The 25,338-nt window shown below is 41.0% G+C and carries 21 protein-coding genes and 1 pseudogene; 2 read left to right on the top strand and 20 right to left on the bottom strand.

Going from position 1 to position 25,338, the window contains the following annotated elements:
• Positions 1-4 precede the first annotated feature (4 nt).
• The gene (locus ACH97_RS10375) at positions 5-238 is read right to left on the bottom strand and encodes a spore coat associated protein CotJA (RefSeq protein ID WP_020450858.1); all 234 of its coding nucleotides are present in this window, start codon (positions 236-238) and stop codon (positions 5-7) included.
• A gap of 208 nt (positions 239-446) precedes the next feature.
• Here ACH97_RS10375 and ACH97_RS10380 point away from each other — a divergent pair, with 208 nt between their 5' ends.
• Complete coding sequence (locus ACH97_RS10380; protein ID WP_048350671.1) at positions 447-1,601, top strand: AbrB family transcriptional regulator; 1,155 nt, start codon at positions 447-449, stop codon at positions 1,599-1,601.
• A 24-nt stretch (positions 1,602-1,625) separates the two neighbouring features.
• Here the strand turns inward: ACH97_RS10380 and melA are convergent, their stop codons facing one another.
• The 18 genes and pseudogenes from melA to allB all read right to left on the bottom strand — a co-directional run bounded on the left by melA (position 1,626) and on the right by allB (position 21,488).
• Positions 1,626-2,924 carry an alpha-galactosidase MelA gene (gene melA, locus ACH97_RS10385; protein WP_048350670.1) on the bottom strand — a complete coding sequence of 433 codons (1,299 nt, stop codon included), beginning with the start codon at positions 2,922-2,924 and terminating at the stop codon, positions 1,626-1,628.
• 30 nt (positions 2,925-2,954) lie between these two features.
• Positions 2,955-3,785 carry a carbohydrate ABC transporter permease gene (locus tag ACH97_RS10390; RefSeq protein WP_048350669.1) on the bottom strand — a complete coding sequence of 277 codons (831 nt, stop codon included), beginning with the start codon at positions 3,783-3,785 and terminating at the stop codon, positions 2,955-2,957.
• Complete coding sequence (locus tag ACH97_RS10395; protein ID WP_048350668.1) at positions 3,786-4,709, bottom strand: carbohydrate ABC transporter permease; 924 nt, start codon at positions 4,707-4,709, stop codon at positions 3,786-3,788.
• A gap of 42 nt (positions 4,710-4,751) precedes the next feature.
• On the bottom strand, positions 4,752-6,005 hold the full coding sequence (locus tag ACH97_RS10400) for an ABC transporter substrate-binding protein (RefSeq protein WP_048350667.1): 1,254 nt from the start codon (positions 6,003-6,005) through the stop codon (positions 4,752-4,754).
• Between the two features lie 113 nt (positions 6,006-6,118).
• Complete coding sequence (locus tag ACH97_RS10405; protein ID WP_048350666.1) at positions 6,119-7,156, bottom strand: LacI family DNA-binding transcriptional regulator; 1,038 nt, start codon at positions 7,154-7,156, stop codon at positions 6,119-6,121.
• Between the two features lie 174 nt (positions 7,157-7,330).
• Positions 7,331-7,447, bottom strand: coding sequence for a hypothetical protein (locus tag ACH97_RS10410; protein WP_020450851.1), 117 nt, complete (start codon positions 7,445-7,447; stop codon positions 7,331-7,333).
• Positions 7,447-8,544, bottom strand: coding sequence for a Rap family tetratricopeptide repeat protein (locus tag ACH97_RS10415; RefSeq protein ID WP_048350665.1), 1,098 nt, complete (start codon positions 8,542-8,544; stop codon positions 7,447-7,449). The genes ACH97_RS10410 and ACH97_RS10415 overlap by 1 nt, the downstream gene beginning before the upstream one ends.
• 253 nt (positions 8,545-8,797) lie before the next feature.
• Entirely contained in the window at positions 8,798-9,130 is a 333-nt protein-coding gene (locus tag ACH97_RS10420; RefSeq protein ID WP_338399916.1) for a DUF2690 domain-containing protein, read from the bottom strand.
• A gap of 30 nt (positions 9,131-9,160) precedes the next feature.
• Positions 9,161-10,414 carry an MFS transporter gene (locus ACH97_RS10425; protein WP_057957834.1) on the bottom strand — a complete coding sequence of 418 codons (1,254 nt, stop codon included), beginning with the start codon at positions 10,412-10,414 and terminating at the stop codon, positions 9,161-9,163.
• A 207-nt stretch (positions 10,415-10,621) separates the two neighbouring features.
• Positions 10,622-11,550, bottom strand: a pseudogene (arcC, locus tag ACH97_RS10430) (carbamate kinase).
• Positions 11,551-11,555: 5 nt separating this feature from the next.
• Entirely contained in the window at positions 11,556-12,326 is a 771-nt protein-coding gene (locus ACH97_RS10435; RefSeq protein ID WP_020450846.1) for an oxamate carbamoyltransferase subunit AllH family protein, read from the bottom strand.
• Entirely contained in the window at positions 12,323-13,588 is a 1,266-nt protein-coding gene (locus ACH97_RS10440) for a YlbE family protein (RefSeq protein ID WP_020450845.1), read from the bottom strand. The genes ACH97_RS10435 and ACH97_RS10440 overlap by 4 nt, the downstream gene beginning before the upstream one ends.
• On the bottom strand, positions 13,588-15,345 hold the full coding sequence (locus tag ACH97_RS10445; protein ID WP_020450844.1) for an acyl-CoA synthetase FdrA: 1,758 nt from the start codon (positions 15,343-15,345) through the stop codon (positions 13,588-13,590). Before ACH97_RS10445 ends, ACH97_RS10440 begins: the two co-directional genes overlap by 1 nt.
• Positions 15,346-15,362: 17 nt before the next feature.
• Positions 15,363-16,412 (bottom strand): ureidoglycolate dehydrogenase, encoded by a 1,050-nt coding sequence (allD, locus tag ACH97_RS10450; RefSeq protein WP_020450843.1) that lies wholly within the window; start codon positions 16,410-16,412, stop codon positions 15,363-15,365.
• A gap of 27 nt (positions 16,413-16,439) precedes the next feature.
• On the bottom strand, positions 16,440-17,468 hold the full coding sequence (allD, locus tag ACH97_RS10455) for an ureidoglycolate dehydrogenase (protein ID WP_020450842.1): 1,029 nt from the start codon (positions 17,466-17,468) through the stop codon (positions 16,440-16,442).
• Between the two features lie 15 nt (positions 17,469-17,483).
• Complete coding sequence (gene allE, locus ACH97_RS10460; protein ID WP_020450841.1) at positions 17,484-18,272, bottom strand: (S)-ureidoglycine aminohydrolase; 789 nt, start codon at positions 18,270-18,272, stop codon at positions 17,484-17,486.
• A 23-nt stretch (positions 18,273-18,295) separates the two neighbouring features.
• Positions 18,296-19,525, bottom strand: coding sequence for an allantoate deiminase (gene allC / locus ACH97_RS10465; RefSeq protein ID WP_020450840.1), 1,230 nt, complete (start codon positions 19,523-19,525; stop codon positions 18,296-18,298).
• A gap of 598 nt (positions 19,526-20,123) precedes the next feature.
• Entirely contained in the window at positions 20,124-21,488 is a 1,365-nt protein-coding gene (gene allB, locus ACH97_RS10470) for an allantoinase AllB (protein WP_020450837.1), read from the bottom strand.
• Between the two features lie 602 nt (positions 21,489-22,090).
• Between allB and ACH97_RS10475 the strand changes: the two genes are divergently transcribed.
• A complete protein-coding gene (locus ACH97_RS10475; RefSeq protein ID WP_020450835.1) occupies positions 22,091-23,704 on the top strand; it encodes a PucR family transcriptional regulator in 1,614 nt (537 codons plus the stop codon).
• Positions 23,705-23,744: 40 nt separating this feature from the next.
• Here ACH97_RS10475 and ACH97_RS10480 read toward each other — a convergent pair whose 3' ends face one another.
• Entirely contained in the window at positions 23,745-24,986 is a 1,242-nt protein-coding gene (locus ACH97_RS10480; RefSeq protein ID WP_020450834.1) for an MFS transporter, read from the bottom strand.
• Between the last annotated feature and the right edge of the window lie 352 nt (positions 24,987-25,338).

Below are 25,338 nucleotides of genomic sequence, written 5' to 3' on the forward strand. Positions count from 1 at the left end.
CCCCTTACCTCCCATCTTCATACGGATTTTCATAATGATCGTAAAATACGGGCCAAAGCGTCCCTTTTTGCAGCGCCTCCATCGGGGAAAACTGCGGAAGGCCGCGGGGCTGAAAACCTAGATATAGATTTGGAGGGGTTCTGTAATATCTTTTACCGATCGGAGGACACGGATCAAAAGCGCTGTGAAACGGACGATACGATTTGACTTTGGTGAATGATTCCTTGGAATGTTTCATATCGGTTCACCTCTATTTGTGATCGAATCTAATTTAATGTATTCATATGTTCCATCTGTTATGTTCAAAATGAACGATCAGTTTTTCTTATTAATCTTTTAAATAAATTCGTATTTTACCAATCACTAAAATTATTATATAGTGATATATAGAAATACTTTACTTAGTGAACAAAATGATTGCAGTAATCAGGAAGAAGGTTTTTCATTTGAGGGAAAAAAGAGATTTCCTTCGGGATATATTATTGATATTAATCAGCAGTTTTGGGGGATTTCTTCTCTCTTTGACCGGCATGACGATCGGCTGGATGGTCGGCACAATGACAGCAGCCGCTTGTCTGTCGCTGTTTCGCCCGTCACCGTTAAAGGCTGCTGTCAGACAAAACGGCATCCATCATGGCTGGCTTCAGTTCGGCCAAATGCTATTGGGAATTGAGCTCGGCCAGAAAATCAACATGTCCGTGATTTCGATCTTTAAGGAAAATTGGCTGATTGTCGGCGTCATGCTCCTCCTTTCCGTCGTGTTCGCCATGCTGTCAGGCTTTGTCTTGTGGCGGTTCAGCAAGACCGATATGCTGACGAGTTTTGTGGGAACGGCCCCCGGCGGGCTTTCCGCGATGCCGGGCATCGCTCAGGAAGTGGGAACGAACACGGCAATCGTCAGTCTCGTGCAGATGATACGTGTGCTTCTGGTCGTCATGACCGTTCCCTTTTTCGTTTTTTTCATAAATGCGAAGCAGCCTGACGCCCATGCTGCCGGCAGTCAAGTGATCGCCGCGGGAACATCGGCATTTGAAGCGCCTCATCTCGCTTGGACTGCGCTGATCGTGCTGGGCGGATTCGGGGTATGCAAAGCGATGAAAGCACTGCGGTTTCCGGCGCCATGGCTGCTCGGAAGCATGACCGGTGCGGCCGTTCTGCAAATCGCAGGCGCTTCAATGACCGGGCTCAGCGCAACAGCCTGGTGGCCCCACGGCTTTTCAGTGCTGTCGCAAATTTGTCTCGGCGCGACGATCGGTTCAAAAATCAGCAAAGAAATGTTTATCGGCGTCAGAAAAACGCTGATCGTCGCACTTGCCAGCTCCGTCGGACTGATCATTGCGATGATTTTAAGCGCCGCCGTCACCGCTAAAGCGGCAGGCATTTCGCTGACAACGGCCATATTGGCATTTGCTCCGGGGGGAATCGCGGAAATGGCGACAACATCTGTCACGCTTCACGCCGACTCTACGTTCGTCGTCGCCGTCCAAGTGTTGAGGGTGGTGCTCGTGATCGCAATGCTTCCTCCATTCTTCCGATTGCTTCATCAAAAGTCGGAAAAATATTCACACCCCCGCCTGAAAAAAGCCCGAGCTGAAGGCTGATCCCTTCGCTCGGGCTTTATTTTTTTATTCAAATTCCGGCAGCCAGTCGCCGTGTGCTTCGATCAATTCATCGCACATGCTTACGATATCATCCATCGATAATTCCGCAGCGGTATGCGGATCAAGCAATGCAGCATGGTAAATGTGCTCTTTTCTTTTTGTTATTGCCGCTTCAATCGTTAACAGCTGTGTATTGATATTGGTGCGGTTTAAAGCCGCCAGCTGTTCAGGCAGCTCGCCCGCGGCGCACGGAGTGATCCGGTTCCGCTCAGCGACGCACGTCACTTCAACGACGGCTTTTTCCGGAAGGTTTGTAATCAATCCTTTATTCAAGACATTTCCGCCGAATGTAAACGGCTGTCCGGTTTCCATCGCTTCGATGATTCTTGAGCCGTATTCGTTTGACCGCTCGTGGGTTAAATGCCGGTTGCCGACGATTTCGCCGCGCATCTTTTCCCAGTTTTGAATCTGCTTCTCGCACCTTCTCAAATATTCGTCAATCGGAATATTCAGCTCTTCAATCAGTTCGGGATAACGGCTTTTGATAAAATAAGGGTGGTACTCCGCGTTATGTTCGGACGATTCGGTCACATAGTAGCCGAATTTATCCATCAGTTCAAACCTGACCATGTCACCATGTTTCGTTTTCTGTTTTTCTTTTGCCCGTTTTTTAATTTCTGGATACAAGTCTTTTCCGTCTTGCTTTACTTCAAGAAGCCAAGCCATATGATTGATGCCGGCGATTCTTTCTTCGATTCGTTCATGCTTCATGCCGAGGGATTTGAAAAGGTCTTTTGTGCATACTTGTACGCTGTGGCAAAGACCGACCGTTTTCACGTCCGTGTATCGAAGCAGCGCACCGGTTAAAGAAGCCATCGGGTTTGTGTAATTTAAGAGCCAGGCGTCGGGCGCCGCGCATTCGATGTCTTTTGCCATATCCAACAAAACGGGAATCGTCCGCAGCGCCCTGAATATCCCGCCGATTCCGACCGTATCGGCAATCGTCTGTTTGAGGCCGTACTTTTTCGGGATCTCAAAATCGATGACTGTGCCCGGTTTATAGCCGCCGACCTGAATGGCATTGATCACATATTTCGCCCCCGCCAAAGCTTCTTTTCTATCGTCATAAGCACGGATCGATACCGTGTTATTATAGCGGTTTTTTAAATGCTCGAGCATTTCTTTAGATTCTTTGAGACGCTGCGGATCGATATCATACAAAGCAAATTCAAATCCGTTGACCGCCGGAACCATCAGGCAGTCCCCCAGCACATTTTTCGCAAAAATCGTGCTTCCAGCTCCGATAAAAGCAATTTTAGTCATTCATATCTTCCTTTCCCCGAGAAATTTCCGCTAACCTTTTAGCGCTCCTGCTGATAATCCTTTTATAAAGTACTTTTGCAGGAATAAAAATAGAATCGTCATCGGCAGCATCGCCATCAGCGAAGCCGCAGCCACCAAGTGCAGGTTGTTCGCATTTTGCCCAAAGAAGCCGGCAATCGCCACAGTCAAAGTCTGCACACTTTTGTCTTGAAGGAAAAAGATCGAAAACTGATAGTCGTTCCAAATGAATACACAGGCAATAATGCATATCGTCGCAGTCACCGGTTTTAATAAAGGAAAGACGATTCTGAAGAAAATGCCCGCCGTGCTCGCCCCGTCGATTCTTGCCGCCTCTTCAAGCTCTTTCGGAATCGTCGAGCGGATAAATCCGGCATACAAAAAAATCGTCAAGGGCATATAAGCCGCCGTATTATTCAATATCGCGATTTCGAGCGTATTCAGCATGCCGAGCTCCACCACCATTTTGTATAAAGGAACCATGGATGTCAGCGGCGGAATGATCATAATGCCGATAAACAGGAAGTAAACGGCTTGATTGAGCTTTGTTCTGCGCCTGGCGAGCGGATAGGCCGCCAGAGAGCCGATCACAATCAACAGAGCCGCCGAAGCAAAAGTGATCACAGCGGTATTGAAAAACGAGCCGGCCAGACCTGCTTTATCCCATGCTTCTGCGAAATTACCGAGGCTGATTTCGTCAGGAAACTTCCATTTCGAGCTGAAATCCCCCTTTGCTTTCAGCGCGGTCGTCAGCAAAATATAAAATGGAATCAGGTGAAAAACGGTAATACATACGGCCAGCGCCGTCCACAGCGCCCGCTTCTTTTTCTCTTGGCGATTCATCTAGGCTTCGACCTCCTTGCGCTTAAAATAAATAAGAGCCGTAAAGCTGATCAGCAGTATCAACGCCGCCATGAAAACCCCCTGAGCGGCTGCATAACCTGCATCCTGCCTTTTAAAATACAAATCGTACATAAAAGTCGACATCGATTGCGAAGCATTTCCCGGACCGCCGCCTGTCAGCGCTAAAATGACATCAAACAGCTTCAGTCCGCCGATGATATTGATGACCATATTGATTGTGACAGAAGGCATCAACAGCGGCAGCGTAATCTTCCAAAACTGCTGAAAACCGCTTGCCCCGTCGATTTGCGCCGCTTCATAAAAATCTTTCGGAATGCTTCCGAGACCAGCTAAATAAATGACCATCGCAATACCGATAAACTGGTATGAATTGACAAATACGATGATCCACGGATTGATTTCCGGGCTGCTCAAGGCGTTTACAGGACCTGCCCCGAATAATTTCAGCACATCGTTCAAGGCGCCTCCTTCATAGGTGAAGAAAAAATACCAGATATACCCCATGATCAGCGGGCTGATGATGACGGGCAAATAGACAACCGTACGTGTCAGCGCTTTCATTCTGATGCTTTTAAACAGCAGGAGGGCATAGAGAAGACCGATGACATTTTGCAAAATCGTACTGCCCAGTCCATACAGCAGGGTGTTTCTGACGACAAGCCATGTGGCCGGGTCGGCCAGCATCCGTTTATATTGGACAAAGCCGATCCAGTCATACGACTGTGAAAAACCGTTCCAGTTCGTAAACGTGATTTTTATGCCGCTCGCAAACGGATAAATCATAAAGATGGATACAAGCGCCAAGGCGGGAAGATACATCCACCAGAGCGATCCGTTTTTCTTCACAAATCCCCTTTTACTTTCCGCAATAGTCAGACTTTTTCCTTTAGCTAATTCGCTCATCATTTCACCCTTCTTTTTTCATCATGATGATAACGACCCTTTCTATTGTTCTTGTAATCTGCTGTATTCCTGTTTCATTTTTTCCGATACCTGCTTCGGCGTTAACGTGCCGGCCAAAAGTTCCTGTCCCGTCGTCCCCATGACGTCCCACATTCCGCTCGGGAGGTAAACACGGTCAAAGTACGGTTCGATTTCGATTTCTTTATATTGATCATAAAACTTAGAATAGTAGTTTTCTGCTTCTGTGTTGGTTAACGCTTGAGGAAATGAGGTGGCTTTGGCGATCTTTTTCGCATATTTGGGCTGTGCGGCGAATTCAATAAACCGCTTTGCTTCTTCGAGGTGTTCTGAGTCTTTCCAGACAGCAACGGTATGGCGCTCTCCTCCAATCCAGCTCGGTTTGTCGCCTTCAAAAACGGCTGGCGTCGGCATCACGCCTAACTGGATATCGGGGTTGACTTCTCTCGTATCAGGGCCGATCGATGTGACCGAGAGGGTAAAGCCGATTTTTCCTTGTGCCATTAATTCGACCAATTGCGACGGTTTTGCCGTTAGGACATCTTTATTGATCAATTGCTTTTCCTGCATTTCTTTAAAGGTTTCTGCGAGAAGTGTGTAGGCGGACCAGTCGAATGTGCCGTTTTCCAAAGCTTTTTTTTCATTGCGGCGATCATCTGTGATGAGAAGCGGGGTGGCAAACTGATCATAAAACTGAGCTAAAGCGCCTTTATCTGAACCGGCGAACCAAAAAGGAATGACATTCCCATTGCTTTTTTCTTTGATCGTTTCCAGCGCGTGCATCAGTTTGTCCAACGTGTGCGGAGGCTTGAGACCGTATTTCTTCAACAAACCGGCATTGTAGACGATCCCGTCTTTTGCCTGATTGAAAGGGTAGGCATATACTTTGCCTTTTTCATCCTTCAAAATCGGATCGAGGTTTGGATCGAGATGCTTCACCCAATCCATGTCTTTTAAATCTGCGGTGTATTCCCCGTAGCGGATTTTTGCCCAGCCGTGCGTATCGAACAAGTCAGGCATGTCATTTGCCGCCATTTTGACGCGCAGCATATTTTCATAGTCCGGGCCGGGGAAGCTGATATCGATTTTGATGCCTTCATTTTCTTTTTCAAAATCATCTGCGATGCTTCTGAGCGTGTTTTTTTCACTGTCGTTTGTCATTGTCGAAAACATTGTAAGTGTGACCTCTCCGTTCTTTCCGGCATTCTTTCCCGAGCAGCCCGCTGCTAGTGCAGGCAAAATGATCAGGAGAATAAAAGAGAAAATGATTTTTTTCATCAATTTCACTCCAATTATGAAATTTTGGGCGGTGGATAATGCGCTTTCATCATTTACTATAATTTAGTAAACCTGTTTGCCTCACCTCCTTGAAAAGCGCCTGATCCTTACCATTAGCTCCGCTTGCTGAATCCGCAGCTTTCCCGAATAATCAGCTCTGAAGGTACGGTCACTTTCAGCGGGAGTTCCCGTCCTTTCATTCTGTCGAGCAGCAGTTTCACACCCGTCCGGCCCATCTCTTCTGTATGAACCTTTACGGTAGTCAATGGCGGATTAGCAAATTCGGATGCTTCAATGCCGTTGAAGCTGACGATGGCAACATCTTCGGGAACCTTGAGTCCCGATTCTCGAAGAGCCCGGAGCGCGCCGATGGCCATTGAATCGCTGGCGATAAAAAAAGCTTCGGGAACGTTTTTCTCAAGAAGCGCTTTTTTCATCAGCTCATAGCCTTGCTGCATCGAATACTCGCCGACATAAATGTGCTTCGCGTTTTCCGAACCGGCCATCTCCAGAAACGCAGTCAGCCGTTTGTCTTCGATTTCAATGGCGCTTGTCTCCTGATCGCTGATTCGAAAGTGCTCTTTTTCTCTTCCGCCGATATAACCGAGCCTTGTATAGCCGAGCGATTTCAAATGGTTCAGCGCCCTCCCCGTCGCCTTCTCAAAATCGACGACAACCGAGTCGCGCAGTTCTTCATTGTCTGTATGGTTGATGTACACGACGTTGTTGAGCGCCCCCATGCACTGCTGCAAGCCGGCAAAATCGATCCTTCCGATGACGATTAAGCCGTCGACATCGCCTGCAGGCTGATTTGAGCGGATGCTGCTCAGCTGAAAAAACTTCGTAATAAACGCTCCTCTATCAAAACACTCGCTTTCAATTCCTTGCCTGATGGAATAAAAGTATGGATCGTTCAGCTCTTCTTCCTGTGATTGGCAGACAACAATGCCGATTCGCGGGCTTTCCCCGCTTTCTGTGGCATATACGTCGCGGCGCCTGCGCGTGCTTTTATAGCCGAGCCGGTCTGCTATATCCAAAATCCGCTGCCTTGTTTCAGGAGCCACTGCTAATGACTGGTCATGGTTCAAAACCCTTGAAACCGTTGTGCTTGATACTTTAGCCTGAAGCGCAATTTCTTTAATCGTCGCCATTTTCATCCCGTCCTGTCTTTAGAATCCATATTCACTAAACTTTACTAAAGACATCATAACAAACAAAGAAAAAGTTTTCAATATTTTAAAAAAATCAGAAATTAGATTTCTCTACAAAAAAACCCGCCCCTTAGCTCAGGAGCGGATGTTCAAAATTCATTCCGGGTATCCGATTTAACCGACCATCTTTTCAGCAATCTGCATGTCGCCGGATGGCGAATGAGTTTCTGCCGCAAACCATCCCGAACATACGACGGCAGCAATCGCAGCAACAATGAACAGTTTTTTCATCACATTCCCTCCACTTTTTTCATTTTTTCTTCCGCTTTAATCGCTTCCAAAAAGAAATGTGCGGCCTCTTTATAAAGAGACTTTGATCTGTAAACATTGGCCGTTAAGAGTGAAAGTTCTCTGGCACTGTCGTAATGCTTTGCTTGAAAGAGGATTTCTATGTTGTCTTTGCAGTCTTTAACCGCCTGTTCACCACCTCCAGCATAAGCCGCATATAAAATATCGATTTTAGCGTCAAATATTTCATTCGCCGCAGATTGCGACCTTTCCTTCCCTTCTTTGTAAAAGGCTGCGGCGCGTTCATAGTCTCCGGTTTTAAACAGCTCTTTGATCATTAAAAACACGGCATTGAAATAATAATCCGATGCAGCATATGCATGATCATTCAAAACGATGTCTAAAAATTGAATGCTCTTGTCCGATTTGTCCATCGCCGCATAAAGCAAGGCAAAATTATGAAGGAGCTGCATTTCTTTAAAATGGTCGCCGGCTTTTCTGACAGTATGGATTGCTTCTGTTAAATATTCTTCCGCCTCTGTATATTTCCCCATCTCGGTATAATTTCCGGCCATTGTAATATAAGTTGAGACAAGGTTCATGTCATGGTCGCCATGTCCTTTGAAAATTTCCATCGCCTGCCGGGTATGGTTTAAAGAGACGATATTCTGGCCCAAGTAATAGTAGAGCTTTCCGACTTTATCGTGAAATTGGGCAACTTCAATTTCATCATGTACATGAGCAAGCTTCTTCTCGGCAATTTTATAGAAGCTGATTGCCTGCTCATAATTTTTTTTATACACTTCATAAGCTCCTGAAAACAGGTAGTAGTAATAGGATGTCATATGTGATGCAGCACTGTCGCCGGCCGTTACGTCGTGCTGCTCTATCTTTTTGCCTCTCGCATCGTAGAGCATAATTTTATGCCGCAGTTCCAGCAAGGAATAGTAGATCAAAACTTCCTGATCTTCCTCCATGTCTGCCAGCAGCGGTTTGATTTGTTCAAACAGCCTGATCGACTGTTCAGCATCGCTTCTTCTAATTGCGCGGTACCATGTATTGAGCATGTTGGCGACTTCTTCCGCGGCGATTTTGTTCATATGGAGCTCCTTTCTGCCGATATTCAATTTTTTTGTATTTTATTCATTTCTTATCATACTATATTTTTCCCCTTATATAAATTAATAGTAATAGTTCATTTTGCACAGTTTTTTTGAATCCCCCACTGTTCCCGCTCCTTTATTAGGTCAAATGACTCTTCAAGAGATGAGAAACCGGGACTGATAAGACAGCAAAAAGCACCCTTGCTGAAAGGGTGCTTTCATACACTACTGCTTCAATATGAATACGAACTTATATAGGCATAAGCGAGGGTTCCGCTTGATGGATGATAATATTTCCACATCGCATATGAAGAACGCTGATCGAGAACATAAACCATCGATTTGTCTGACCAGGGAGCACTTTTCCGTTTCCTCCAGCTGAGCTGCAGCTCAGTTCTTTTCCGTCTGTGTTTCTTTTCACATATGCATTTGCCTCCAAGCCTGAGGGCGCTGCTTTTCCCAGCGTCATTTTAGCCCATGCTGTTTTGCAGACGTTGCTGAATTTTAAAACCGCGCTCCCGAATTGTTTATTATTTGCATCTATCAGTCTGGCTGTCGCCTTTGTTATGCCGCTTAGCGCAATTACAGTGAAGAAGTCATAAGCTTTTACTGACTAATGATCTTTAGCTGCTTTATCTACAGAGGGCAAATTACTTTCATCTATTAAATATGTTGCAATCAATGCGATGACTAACAGAGCTGCCGCAAAATAAAATCCTATATTCATACTTCCTGTATTGTCTGTAAGCCAGCCCGTAATATATGGAGCTAAAATGGAACCTAACATTCCAACAAAGTTGTAGAATCCAAATGCTGTACTTAATGACTGCTTTGGTGCATTATTTGCTACAACAGCAATTAAAACGGGATTAACGCTAATTTTCCCTACAATTCCATACACAATTAGTGTTATATACAGAATTGGTAAGCTATCAAAGTAAACAATTGCAGCTGTTGATAAAATACCAAACGGTAACATCATGAGCAATACAGGTTTACGCCGGCCTAACTTATCTGACAGCCAACTAAAAAATAATGAACCTGGAATCGCTGCCCATGGAACAAGTGATGCAACAAAGGCGATATTTCCTCCGGTTAAACCGCGTGCTGTTTCTAAATAGTATGGTAACCAAGTAATAATCATAAAGAATCCGTAAATAGAGCAGAAAATAATAATATATGCCAAAATTAAGTTTCTATTAAATAAAGATGAAAACTTAAACGGTTCAGCGGTACTTTTAACCACTTTATCAGTTTTGGGCTTGTCTTTAATGACAATTGCCATTGCAATACCGATAAGTACAACCGGCACTCCGATGATAAAAAATGGAATTCTCCATCCGAATCCCCATTCTCCTACCACATAACTGGAGATATAATAGCCAATTGAAGTACCAAAAGCCATCCCTGCATTAATTACAGCACTACCTAATGTTAAACGGTTCTTCGGGATCATTTCGGATGATATTCCATATTGCGGCCCATAATATACTCCCTGAGCCATACCAACCATAAGCCATGCAGCGATAAATAGAAAAACTGTAGGCATCATTCCTGTAACTGCTGCGAGCGACCCAAATAGAATAACACCCGGAACCAACACGCGTTTTTTTCCAATTTTATCTCCTAATATTCCTGCAGGAACGTTCATACTTGCATAACCGATGAAAAATATACTCATAATTAAGCCAAGTTGTGCCTTGCTTAATGAAAACGCTGATTCAATATCCCCCATAATCGGGTTTAATATTGTTCGCGTTGCATAAAGAGCTACCCAACCGAAGAAAAATACGATAACAACTTTAACCCAATAGGGAATCAGTGGTTGTTTTCCTTTATCACCAACTGATCCCGTCTCTTTTGTCATCAAACTTCCTCCTTCAACTTTTAAATGATCCATTATTCCCCACTCATCCTTGACTTTCGATTTAGACTTCATAGATTGTTTCTTTTCGAAATCTGTCTGCGCAGCATTAAGAGAAAGTTTTAAAGTAAATGACACATCAAATGCGGTCGCATCTGGAAAAAGGAGGAATTTTGTCTTTTATCCTCCTTATGAACAACACGGATTGTCTTATTTTGTTATGCGCGTCCCCGCTTTTCCATCTAGCGCAGCTACCGCTTGATCCAATGAACAGATCATTGCCTCTTTACCTGACTTTGCAAATTCTATAGCCGCTTGGATCTTTGGCAGCATACTGCCAGCAGGAAATTGCCCTTCTGCCACATATTGTTCTGCTTCTTCTACTGTTATTCGGCTTAGTTTTTGCTCATTTTCTTTGCCAAAATTGATAAATACATTTGGTACGTCAGTCAACATCATGAAAACATCGGCATTTACTTGTTGTGCAAGCTTTAATCCTGAACGATCTTTGTCTATTACTGCTTCAAGTCCGTGTAATAGACCGCTGTCGTCACGATATACAGGTATACCGCCGCCAGAGGAGATAACAATCGTTTCATCAATTAAACGCCGAATCTCTTCTATCCCATGATCACTTTCGGTTCCGGGGAAGGCACAACTCGTCTGTAGCCTCGCCCTGCATCTTCTGACATCGTAAACCCTTTCTCTTCTAATTGCTTCGCCTCTTCCTCTGAATAAAATACTCCTATTGGTTTCGTTGGTTTTTCAAATGCTATGTCATCCTTGTCAACTTCAACCATTGTTAGAAATGTAGCTACATTCGCAGCAATGCCCCGTTCTTTAATATGGTTTTTTAAAGATTTCTCCAGCATATAACCAATGAATCCCTGTGATTCTGCATTACAAGCATAGATTGGCAGTGGTTCAACGACATTTTTGGCAGCTTCGTTTTGAGCAATAATATTCCCCACTTGCGGACCATTGCCATGTGTAATCACAATTTTATGTCCTGCTTCTTTGATTTCAATCATATGACGTGTTGCAGAGATTACATTTTTGAGTTGATTGGCATAAGTTGCTTCTTGTTTTGGCTGTAAAATTGCATTACCTCCTAGTGCCAGTACTACTCTTTTCCCCATTTCTTTCACTCCTTTGTTAAAGCCATATAAATTCCGTATAAAGTATCCATCCCAGAAGAAGAACCTACTTTTATAAGGCTTTTCATACTTTTCAAAGATGGATCATGTTGTAATCTTGTAATTTTCGAACTAAATAAACCTTCTAAAGCACAAGTTAAAAAGCGCGTGCTAACAAGGGTTGTTAAGGGTTTTCTAATGAGATTCCCCAATGTTTCGAGGTGGTTTTGTGCGATAAAAGAGTTGATGAAATGTCCATATAATATACCGACCAGTATATCGTCACCTGTTGGGGTTAAACCTTGGCCTCGTCCGATAAAGTAACGAAACTCCTCTTCTAAATTTTCAGTTGGATCGTGTAATTTATTTATCAAGTCCGACACATGAACTGATTCAAAATCAGTAGATTCATACGATTTAAATGAAATCTGTTGCATGTTTTCTTTTAATTTATTGATGTTTGCATGTTTAAAATCCGTATATAACGGAAGTATTTTGGCATTAAAATTGAGTTTAAAGCAGTTATGGGAAAGATGGTTATTGCGAACGTGTAATGAATCTCCCACCTCAAGACCTGCTTTTAATGTTTGCTTCGTTTGTGAACCAAGCAAAATTCCAAATGGAAAGGTCCCATTTTCATTTGTGCCGATAAATATCAATTCATCATTCTGATCAACAATATTTATACCTTTTTCAAAAATGCTGTGCACAGTAAATGTTTTTCCCTCAATTAATAGCTGAAGTGCGATTGAACCAATCGCACTTGCCTGTAAAATCATCCTTGAAAACCCAGTTTTTCAGCATATGCTGTGATTGCTTTCTCAAAACATTCGATTGGAGGATGAACTGTACCAGCACCAATTTGCCCATATCCGGCAATTTTATGTGCAATGCCTGTGTTGATTACCGGCGTGATGCCTGTTTCAACAACTTTACGTGCATCAATACCTAAACACGCACCTTTGAAGTCCCACGTCGGAATCACAAAGTTCGGATTTTCTCCAACACAGATCTCAGCCATTTGATTGCTTGTTTCAAGCGCATCATTAAATCCGCCTGTTCCAACAAAACGTGTTACTGCAGGGGCAGCAATCATTGCTACACCGCCAACACCGATTGTTTCTGTAATCGCTGAATCTCCGATATCTGTGTTTGCATCTTCCGCTGAGTAGCCGGTAAAATATAACCCTTGTGGTGTATGAACAGGTGCTGTAAACCACTCATCTCCCATACCTGCAATACGGATGCCAAAGTTTTCACCGTTTCGGCACATTGCGGTAACGACTGTACCATGTTTGATTGTACGCGCTGCATCCATCATTGCTTTTCCTGTCGCCATGGCAATGTTTAAGAAAAATTGGTCTGTATCAGCTAAAAATTGGATCACTTCTGTTCTTTGTTCGTTTTCAACAACATCTAATGCTGCAATTATTGGAGCAACTTCTTTTAAAAACACCAATGACGCTGCAATATTGCGCTGGTGAAATTCATCCCCCATTGCTATAGCTTTAGCCATCAATACATTAACATTTAAGCCTCCATCAATTTTTCTTAATGCCTTACTTAACACCGGACCCAACACATCTTTCATCCAGTGCAGGCGATTGATTACCTGCTCATGATAAGCACCGAAGCGTAATACTGCACCGATGCCTTCGTTCATTTGACAGTACGCCTCGTTGCCGCTCTCTTTGTTCACCACAACAAGAACCGGCATATTAGGTGATGTAATGCCTCCCATTGGTCCAACTGCATTCACATGATGACATGGAATAAATGTAATCTTATTGTTTTCAAGCAGTTCACGCGCTCCCTCTTCATCTTCTGCCCATCCTTCAAAAAGAATCGCTCCAACACAAGAGCCTTGCATAGGATCTGTCATATTTTCATATTTAATTGGAGGCCCGGCATGTAATAACACGTAATCTTCCAATTCAGGAATCACAGACTTGGCAGGTACAACATCCGTTAAGAATGGTTCAGCTGCTATGATCTTCTGGATAACAGCTTCGTTCGCTTCATTTATTGTTTTGTACCCCATTAGATTGTCTCTCCTTCATAGTAGTTTAGAAATTGAAGTACTTTCATTAACTTTTCATCACCGCCAGCAATTGGCCGCCAGTTAAATTGAACACACTCTGATCCGCTGTTCTGAACAGCTGCTGTAAAACTTTTCAGCCCAATATTGATGACACTTGGCTTCTTATTAATTAAGGACACAATTTTTTCGTCTACTGTTAAGTCTTCTTGGGTATGTTCAAATTTTTGTATATCAAGGACTGGCTGTTCCACTTTTCCTCGTGCCAGTTTAATCGCGGTACGAACCATTTGGTCGTTTGTCTCACAAATGATTGCACCACTTTCTTTTAAGGTTTCAATTTGCTTTTCATAACCTTGAGGATCTTTAGTTGTACCTACAACTGTTACAAGAACTGCAAGTTCGCGGCCTCCCTGATGTGCATTGGCTAACATACGTTTAATGGCTGGTGCTAATTCACTTGCCATATCATCATGACTGCCATAGCCAATAACGTTATCAATCATGATGACTGCTGTTTCAGGATCGTTTCCCGATGTTTCAAGCATTTCGATACGCTTTTCAGGATCAATCATCGGGTGCGGCTTCCCTTGGGTATAAATATCATCGCCTAAGTCAATAATTTCATGATGTTTTGTTTTTAGGATATAGGCTTCTTTCTTCTCTTCAAGTACTTCCTCTTTAAATGCCTCTTTCAATAACATAGCTGCTTCAGATGCCAAAGTACCACCTGAGTAATAACCTTTAATACCAACTTGTGAATCTTTTAACGACACATTTACATCTTCAGCCAATGTCGGTTTAAAATTCGGTTTGTCACCATTGGATAATTGAACAGATACAACCGCTGCTTCTTCAAGTGTATACGCATGATAAATATTTTCTTCCTGATAAGTTGGTTGATCTCCTAAAAATAACGTAACAACCGGTTTTTCAATATTTCTTAATACGTTTAATACTTTTTGCTGCACTTCCTCTGCAGGCGGTTTAGAAATTACTGTAATCACTTTTACTTTTGGATCTTGGTTCAATGCTTTGATACTATCTAAAACCGTGATAGCACCAACCTCTGTCGATAAATCCCGACCACCTGTACCAATTGCGTTTGTTACACCTTTACCATAACGGTCAATGATGCTTGTCACTTCCTGAATCCCTGTACCTGATGCACCCACAACGCCAATATCTCCTTCATTCACGATATTTGTAAATGCAAGTGGCACGCCATGGATAATTCCGGTCCCGCAGTCTGGTCCCATTACTAATAATCCTTTTTCATGCGCCTTTTGTTTCAACTTAACCTCATCTTCTTTAGATACATTGTCGCTGAATACAAATACATGTAACCCTTCATTCAATGCATTTTCCGCTTCCATTGCTGCATACTGACCAGGAATGGAGATCAATGCCAAATTAGGGTTGTTCGCAAGCTCCATTGCGCGCTTCCAGTTATGTGCTTCTTGGCCTTTAGATGCGTCTTGTGAAGCGGCATCACCTTTTAAAGCTGCTTCTACTTCTTCTTTCACTGCCGCTACTTTTTCTTCTTGATTTGTATCTATAACGATAACAATGTCATTTGGATTTGCTTTTTCCAATTCATCTGTGCCTAAACCCGAAGATTTAAAAATATCTTTGTTAGCTGGTGTTCCCATCATGATCGATACTTTGTTTACACCATCTATTGCAGATAACTTGTTTGATAAAAGCATTAACACGATAGAATCTTGATAGGTGTTTTCTTTTATAATTGTGTATAACATAATGATCCTCCATTTTGTTATTCTGCAAATCTATTCTTTCCATGATAGCGATTGTAATGAACATCGCCTGAAACGAGGTAGTTATAAATATCGTCTACAATTTCAATTCCTTCTTTATCATATTTGGCACTTCTTAATTTACCGCGCTCACCCGGATAATAAATTTCTCCATAGCCTTCAGCTGCCGGTTGTGCTTTTAATTCATCGAGCATCGTCGAAATCTGTTGTTTAAAAGCAGTTAAATCTGTGAAGTATGCGGGATTGATAACAATATGAATTTGCCCTAAATCGCGGCCTTTTGTCAGATCTTGATACATGGAGGATACATGTACGCCATGAGGTACTCCAAGAAGACTGCCCGATAAAATATCCACCATCATCATCAATCCATAACCTTTTGGACCAGCAATTGGCACAAGTGCATGAACATCTCTTGCATTCGTTGTTGGTGCACCGGCTGCATCTACTGCCCATGTTTCCGGGATCGATTCATTTTTACTTCTGGCATCCAATACTTTTCCCCATGCCTGAACAGTTGTCGCCATATCAAATGTGATTATGCGTTCATCAGCCGATGGTACACTATAAGCAATCGGATTGGTGCCAAAGTATGGTTCTGTTCCTCCAAACGGTACGACCATTGGATCTGATTGGCACATACTTAAAGCAACCATGTCCTGTTCTGCTGCCATTTCAACAAAGTAACCCAATGCACCACTATGCGAAATATTCTTCATGCCTACAACAGCCACACCTGAATTTTTTGCCATTTCGATTGCTTTTTCCATCGCTTGTTTTGCTGCTTGGTGACCTGGACCATTATCTCCGCTAAAGACAGCGGATGCAGGTCCTGTTTGTTCAAATGTGTAGTTTGGGTTTGCTGTAATACCGCCTTTTGCGATTCGTTCGGCATAGTATTCCACACGTACTGCTCCATGGGAATGGATCCCTCTATGATCGGCGAATGTCAATACATCTGAAACATCGTGTGCGGCTCCTTCATTTAATCCAGCTTTGATTAGCTTCTGTTTGATTAAATGAAACAGCTCCTGCTTAGATACTCGCATCTGATCCTCCCCCCTTCCATTACATAATTAGTAAATGTTGTCTGACTCTAAATAATCTAAAATTTCCTTTGTAACTGGGATACCTGTTTTTTTATACTGTTTCATCACATCTATTTGAATTTCACCGGGATAATACACTTTGTCAAATCCTTCAGCAGGCGGGTTATCATGTAATTCTTCAACCATTTGAGATATTTTTTCCAGGAATTGCTCCTTCCCGCCAAAGTATTCAGGATTGATCACGAGATGAAGCTGCCCTAAGCGACGGTACTCTGATAAATCTTTATACATGGAAGTGACATGCTTGCCAAATGGCAAGCCGAGTAAACTCCCCGATAAAATATCCACCATCATCATTAACCCGTATCCTTTAGGCCCAGCCATTGGTAATAATGCATTTACCTTAAACGGGTCTGTTGTTGGTGCTCCATTTTTATCAACTGCCCATGAGTCTGGAATAGATTTGTTTTTACTTCTTGCATCTAAGATTTTCCCCCAGGCTTGTACCGTTGTTGCCATATCAAACAGTATTGGACTGCCATCTTTTCGAGGCGCACTAAAAGCAATTGGGTTGGTGCCAAAGTACGGTTCGGTACCGCCAAATGGCACAACCATGGGATCAGATTGACATACTGTTAATGCCACCATACCTTCTAATGCTGCTTGACGTGCATAATAACCAATCGCACCACTGTGTCCCATTTCTTTTACACCGACAACACCGATACCTGATGTTTTTGCTAATTCGATTGCCTTTTTCATTGCTTGATAACTCACATAATGTCCTAACGCATTATCTCCATGGTAAATCCCTGATGCTGGACCCGTTTTTACGAAGCTTAAGTCGGGGTTCAGGTTATATCCACCCTTTAATGTACGTTCGGAGTAGTATTGCATTCTCACTGCACCATGTGAGTGAACACCTCGTTCATCTGCAAAGATGAGTAAGTCAGCTGTTTTATCCGCATGTTCTTCAGGTAAGCCTGCTTTCACTAATTTATCTTTCATTAGCTGCCGGAGACGATTACTTTCTACATACACTAATGGTTCACTCATTAAAATTGCCCCTCTTTATAGATTAATATCTCTATTCGCATCCTTTGAATAAATATACGAGAATGGTTCATCTAAACCAATTGCATAGGTTGCTTGCGGCGTATAAGCTCCCATAAAAATATAGTCACCTTTGTCAACTGGCATCCACTCGTTGTCTAAGTTGTAAACACCTCGTCCACTTAATATATAAGCACCATGTTCTTGAACGTGCGTTTCAATGTAACCATGCGAAGCACCCGGCTTAAATGAAAGAATATGAATGTTCATGTCATATGCGATTTCTTTTGGCAGTAAATCTTGAATTAATACTTCTTTCATCCCTTCATAGGGTTCTTGTTTGATGTTATTCACATTACCTGTAACAATTTCTGGCGTATGTCCTTTAAGCGGCTGATAACGCTTTTTGTATAAAAACAAACGGCTGTCCTCACCATTATTATGATTATCAAACGTCAATTGTAAGTGTGGAGGTACATATAAGAATCCGCCTTTTGCCAATTCGTATTTTTTACCATCCGCAAAAGCGTTGATTTTACCATATTCAACGTACACAAATGATTGGATACCATCACCGGCAAAACCGGTTTTGTTTCCGCCCTTGTTTTTAACTGTTACCAAATAATCTACAAACCTTGCACCTAAACGCGGGGATCCTAAAATGGTTACATCACAATCTTCAAAGCCAGGTACAACATTATTAACCAAGCCATCGGGTGTAATTACCGCATAATTATCCTTTTTTATTACTGAACGTGTTTCTAATAAACCTTCTCTGTATCCTTGATTATGATTTAAGTAACTCATGAGTATCTGGCTCCTTTTCATTATTATTCCTTATAAGCTAGTTCAAACAATACATCTTTCAATACTTCAATCCCCTTCACAAGGTCTTCTATCTTCGTTTCTTCATTGGTATTGTGGCTGATTCCGCCAATAGAAGGTACAAACAACATTGCTGTAGGGACAAAATCCGCAAAAATTTGTGCATCATGACCTGCACCAGATGGCATCAATTTATAGCTGTCCCCCACATTATCCTTAGCTGCTTGTTCAATTATTTGAATGATTTCTTTATCCATCAATGACGGTGCTTCATCCATCCATAAATTAATGTCATAAGCCATGCTGTTTGCTTCTGCCACCGCTTTAACTTTATCTTCAATTTCTCTCGCAAAATCATTTAATAGTTGTTGATCAATATGACGACAGTCTATCGAAAAGGTAATTTCTCCAGGGACGACATTTACCGTGTTTGGAACAGGAGTGACATGTCCAAACGTTAATACAAGAGGCTCTCCAATTTCTCTAGCTCGTTTCGTTAAGTCTGTTACAATCTCACTATATGCAACAACTGTATCTCTTCGTAATGACATCGGTGTTGTGCCAGCATGGTTTGCTTCACCTTTCAAGTTAACTGAGTAACGTTTTTGACCGACAATCCCAGTTACAACACCAATCGCTTTATTTTCCGTCTCTAATACTTTCCCTTGTTCAATATGTACTTCAATAAATGCTTTAATATCGTCACGAACATCATCTGTTTTACGGTAATCAAAACCGGATTCATGCATAGCATCTTCGAATTTAATTCCTTCAGCATCTTCTATTGTGTCAACATCCTCTTTTTTGGCTAGGTTAAAAAAGTTTTTACTTCCCCAAAATGTATATGGAAATCGGCTTCCTTCTTCTTCTGCGAGCGATAATACTTCTATTGTTCGTAATGGTTGACCATATTTTTCTTTTAAATATTTCACAGCAACCAGTGCAGATAAGATACCGAATTGTCCATCTAGATGACCGCCTTCAACAACTGTGTCGATATGTGATCCTGTTAAAATAGTTTCTTCAGAATATTTACTTCCAACAAGACGACCAGATAAGTTCCCAACATCATCAAAGCTTACTTCTAAACCTTCTTCCTTGAATGTTGCTTCCAGTTCGCGAACTGCATCAATCCATTCAGGAGAGTATAACAGCCGCGTAATTCCCCCTTTTTCTAAACCGCCAAATCTTGTGAATTTCTTATCCAACGTTTCAAAGGTTGATTGAATATCCATTCTTTTTCTCCCCCTCTCTTTTATTTACTTTCATCATAGAACCCTATTTACAACCATTCATTGACATAACCAACAATAATGAAAAAACATTTTATGCACTTTTAACAAAGACACCTTTTAATCAATTTACGGTATCTAAATAATGGGCTAATGCCAGATATAAAAAGAAACTGTTGGCTTTCGATTACATAAAAAAATACGCTTTATAACAAATTAAATTTGCATTGAATTTCTCCTAAAGAAAATCGCAGATCGCTCGCTTCAAAAGAGCGAAACTTCTCTTTTACCAATCAAATAAATAAGGTGCAAATAAAAAAATGACCCTATAAATCAATAAAAAACATTGATTTATAGGGTCATTTATCTGTTTCATTACATCATAAATGATATGCCAAGAGTCAGGATACATATTGATTAACAACTGCTGCTGTAATAGCGAAAGATTGTGATGAAGTCAACTTTGCCATGCTCACTTCAGCTGTATTAGCTGCCATAAGAAATGCTGATGACACACTGAATTTGCGAGTGTAACACAATCTCAGGTCGCCTTCACACCTTCCTATGCCTCAAATTCCTGACGGGATAGCTAGTCCGTCACTTAAGGAATAAATCTTCCTACTTTTTCATTTAAAATCCCTTTTTCTTTATCATAGATTTCGACACCGCGAAGGATTGTTTTCACTACCTGAGCACCAATTTTGCGGCCAATATACGGACTAATTTTGTGTCGATATGCTAAGTCCTCAGCCTTTAATTCATAAGGTGCATCTTTCTTAATAAATACGAAATCCGCATCTTTCCCTACTGCAATACTGCCTTTTGATGATAGATTAAAACGTTTCGCAGGGTTTGTAGCAATAATGTCTGCAAATTTGGATAATGACATATTACGTTTTTGCACACCCTCATCAAATAATACGTCAACATTATTTTGTACACCTGCGATACCCCCCCAAGCTTCAAATGCATTATCCGTAGCTTTTAAGTCTGGGGTACATGGTGAATGGTCTGATGTTACGAATGAAATATCTCCGTTTAATACCCGATTCCACATGCCTTCTAAGCGTGATTGTTCACGGATTGGCGGAGAACATTTTACAACTGGTCCGATATGATCCAGTTCTTCTTTATAGAAATATAAATAGTGTGTACATGTTTCGCATGTAATATCGACCCCTTCCTGTTGTGCTTTGACAATTTCATCTACGCCCTCTTCACAAGCTATATGAACGATGTGTACACGACATCCCGTTTCTTTCGCAAATAGAATTATTTTTCTAATCGGTTCTACTTCAGTAAATACGGGTCGAGAATCTACATAAGCACGTAATGAGGTTTCACCATTTTTAGATGCTATTTCCCCTAACTTGTCCGTAATTGCAGCATTTTCAGCGTGTACAGATAATATTTTGCCTGTCTTCGCAATTTGTTTCATACCTTCGTAGAGGGAATAGTCGTCCACATTCATGAAATCTCCTTCTATAGAACGGTCACCACATGTTGCTAAAAAACATTTATATGCAACAACACCATTGTTATCTAACTCTTGAATACCCCCATCCAAGTTAAATGGTACTAAACCGCCGTAACTCGCAACGTCTACAGATAATTTTCCTTTTCCAGCTTTAAATTTTTCTTGAATAGATTCCTCATCTACCGTTGCTGGCACTTGATTTAATGGCATTTCGATGATCGTTGTGACACCGCCTTTTGCAGAGGCACGTGTTCCTGTGTCATAGCCTTCCCATTCATCACGATAGCCGCCGCCCGGCTCTGTGATATGAACATGTGCATCAACCATACCCGGAGATACAATCGATCCTTTTGCATCGATAATTTTTGCACTTGTACCCAAATCCTGACCGATTGCTGCGATTTTGCCATCTTTAATCCCTACTTCGACTTCTTGTTCACCATTTTCCAGAATGACTAATCCATTTTTGATAATTGAATCAAAATTCATTAAAATCATCCTCCTCTTTTAATGGTTGGATATAAAATACTGCCTTTCGCAACCGCCAGCATTAATCCCCCGGGTAGCCAAACCACCAAAAATGCAAATCATTAAATTTAAGATAGCACTTATTTAATGTTTCACCGATAGCAAAGTTAATGATCAAGAATAATAAATGGCAACCCCGCCCCACTATCAATGAAAACGGGACGCCATATTTTGAACCTGTGTATCCGTTTGCAACAAGTCATAAGGCTATCCGACAAGTGATATCGTTGCTTGAAATGGTGATGTAAAACATCACCAACAGCTATATAATCCGGAATATTATGCACTAGTCCCACCCCCAACGTTAAAAAAAGTAAATGAGGATGAAATTCTTTGTTCAAGTGATCTTCGGCATGATATCTTTGTTATAATCACACTTTTCAAAAAACGAAGAATCATGTTCAAGCATTAATGATTCTCCTTTAATATTTTTAACTAAAGGATTATACGTATAATTACCTTCAAAAACAGTGTACGATCAGATTGAAAAGTTATCCTTGTAACATCTGACATATTTCATTTTTATTTTATCTTTTTCTAACAAAGATAAGGAGGCAGCCTTTATGACAACATTAAAAGAAATATTATCTGTACTACAATTTTCAGATTTAACATTGCTAAATGAGCAGGGCGATTTGGAACGAGTGGTAGAAATGGTTGATATTACAGAAACGCCTGATATTAAAAATTTTACAACGCCGCACTCACTTATCGTCACAACAGGAATGAGCTATCAGGATGATCAATCCGGACTAATCAGTCTTATTAGTGAGTTAAATGATATACAAGTTGCTGGTCTAGGTATCAAGCTATCCCGATTTTTAAAAAAATTAGATGATGAGGTTATTGCATTTGCAAACAAATTAAAATTCCCAATTATTGAAATTCCGGAAAGTTGGAATTTAGGATCCATTACTCATCATATATCGTCATTTATCCTGGATGAAGAAACAGAAAAATTACACTTCGCATTAGATATCCAACAAGAGTTAAATGCTATGCTTATGCAAGGGTTAAGCCTGAACATGATGATTGAACGTTTAAGTAGACTTATAAAGGTTCCTGTCATGCTGCTAAATTCTTTTCATCAAGTTGAGTCAGCGAGTCATCACTTTCATCAACACTCAGAACATGTTCAAAAAAACCTCAATTATTTCCGAAGATATTTAAATTCAGAGCAAATCGAACCAAATCACAATGGTGTTTTCCAGGAAGAATATGCTATATTTAAGGTTCCTGCATTTAAATATTTTCCGTATTATCTAATGATTTCAAATGTTAATTTGCTCAACTATCCGTTTAGTTTATTAACAATAGAACAAGCAGTTAACACACTTAGTCTCGCAATTTATAAAAATAGTAAAATCAAAGAAGCAGAGCAGCAGGATACGAACCATTTTTTTACATCTCTGATGTCCGAACATCCTGATAACCTTGTTTCACTAACACAACACACCGACCTTTTAAAAAAATATCACATTCAACCCTCTAAATTCTACCAAGTGATGATTTGCGGGATAGACAAAGAAAAGAATGTAGAAAATAGCGCCTACTTAAATGAGCGATATCAGATGACTTTTGAGTGGTTAACGCATAAGTTTACTGGGATTGACCCTTCCATTAGTATATATATGTCTCAGGGTGAACGCAGATTTACGATACTTTTACAAAGAAGACATCATTATTATTTGGAATACTGCAGATATATCCAAAAAGAGTATCAGCTATTTTTTAATAGCTCCCTTTCATTTGGCATTGGTAATGAGGTCTCCGAGCTTTCACAATTACCACTGTCTTTTTTCGAAGCGAATGAAGCTTATGATAATAAATATGAACAAGGCGAAATAGAATTTGTAGAGCCCTATAAATCTAAAAGCGTAGAAGAATTATTACAACTCATTCCAACGAATAAATTAAAACCATTTATCATTTATACACTCGGTCCATTAGCTTATCCCCAAACAACGAAGGAAAAAGAACTAAGGTTTACGTTAAATGTCTATATGGCAAACCAATGTGATCTTACAAAGACCTCAGAGGATATTTTCATTCACCGTAATACTGTGAAATATCGTATTAAAAAATGCGAAGAAATATTAGGTCAATCTGTAGAATCTCCTGATACATCCCTGAGCATTCGATTGGCATTATTTGCTTCAGAGAAAATATCGTTGTAAATCAAAAGTAGAACCACCGGAAGTTTTCTTTTCTATTTATTTAGTTAGCTACTGTTTTATTCTGTCTTAACATAACCACAAGGAAAAATAGCAACGCTGCTGCTGCGAGAAGGATGGTTGCAATATAGAATGCTAATACTTGCGAGCCGGTTACATCACCAATATAACCAGTAAGTGTTGGTGCAATAACAGATGAGCTCATTCCAAAGAAGTTAAAGAGAGTTAATGCTCTGGCCACTCTATCTCCTGATACGGAATCAGATACATAGGTTATTAAAACTGGATCAATCGCAAGTTTACCTAATAAGCCATATAAAATTAATGCAATATACAGCACTGCAGGATTTGGTGCAAATACTGTCAAACTAATTGTGATTGCCGCAGCAATTAATAGAAATAAAATTAAACGCAGACGCAAATGTGCATGTTTGTCTATGTATTTAGTAAATATCAAAGCACCAGGCACTGCAGTGACTGCAACTAGTGCAGCTACATATCCTACTGAGCCTTGAGCAAATCCTTTTTCTGCTACAAGGAAGGATGGCAGCCAAGTGACAATCATATAATAGCCATAGCATGTTGCAAAATACACAAAATATACAACTAATTGTCTTGGAGAAAATAAGCTTTCATTTAGAATCTCTGTGCTTTGTACGGCGTCTTTCTTCTCTTCAGCCACTTCCTTGTCTGATGTTTTATCTTGTTTAATAAACAACACAAACACAAATGTTACAGCTACGATAACGATAGCTGTTATAAAAAGCATATAATTCCATTGAATTTCAAAACCGCCTACTAAAACCGATGATCCGATTAGTCCAATTACCATTCCTAATGCTGAACCGCTATTTATTATCGCATTGGAAAAGCTTTTTTTATCTTTTGGCGTATGTTTGGCTGATAAGGAAAAGGCTGCACCGTAATATGAACCAGTCGAAATACCAGCCAATAACGAACCAATGTATACTTGCATGATAGTTGAACTTGTGCCAATTACAAATGCAGCCAGCGCAAAGACGATAAATGCAGGAATTAACACCTTTTTCTGTCCAAATTTATCGACAAGTGCTCCTGACGGAATTTGCATACCCGTATAGGCAAAGAAATAAATAGAAGCAACCAACCCCATTTGTGTATCACTAATATGTCCTAATGATTCTTGAATCTGTGGATATATTGGCGTAAGGATTGTACGGTAAATCCAAATAGCTACCCACCCTAAACACAATGCAATAATGATCTTTTTGTAATAATCGGGGTCATGTTTCTTTGTTTTTTCCACGGTATGACACGCTCCCTTTTTATTATTTAATTAAATTGTAGGTTATAAGCCAGTCAATAACATTGTTCACTTTCAACAAAAACAAAAGTAACATTATACATTTTAGACAAAAGGTATCTGCTTAAAAATATCAATGAAAGATTCATCGATAGAAGCTAGTCCTATTTTTCCCAGCTCTCCCATTTCTATAAAAGCAATCAGGTAAAAAAGATGGCTCTTTTTTTAAACAAACCTACAATTTATTAAAAAAAGCACTTCCCAAATAAACAGGAAGGCTCCCCAAACGTTGATATAGCAGCGTTCTTAACATTTCAAGAACGGAGTTGCACGACGGGCGCCCTTAAGATCGTCT

The organism is Bacillus paralicheniformis, assembly GCF_001042485.2.
GTDB classification, from domain to species: domain Bacteria; phylum Bacillota; class Bacilli; order Bacillales; family Bacillaceae; genus Bacillus; species Bacillus paralicheniformis.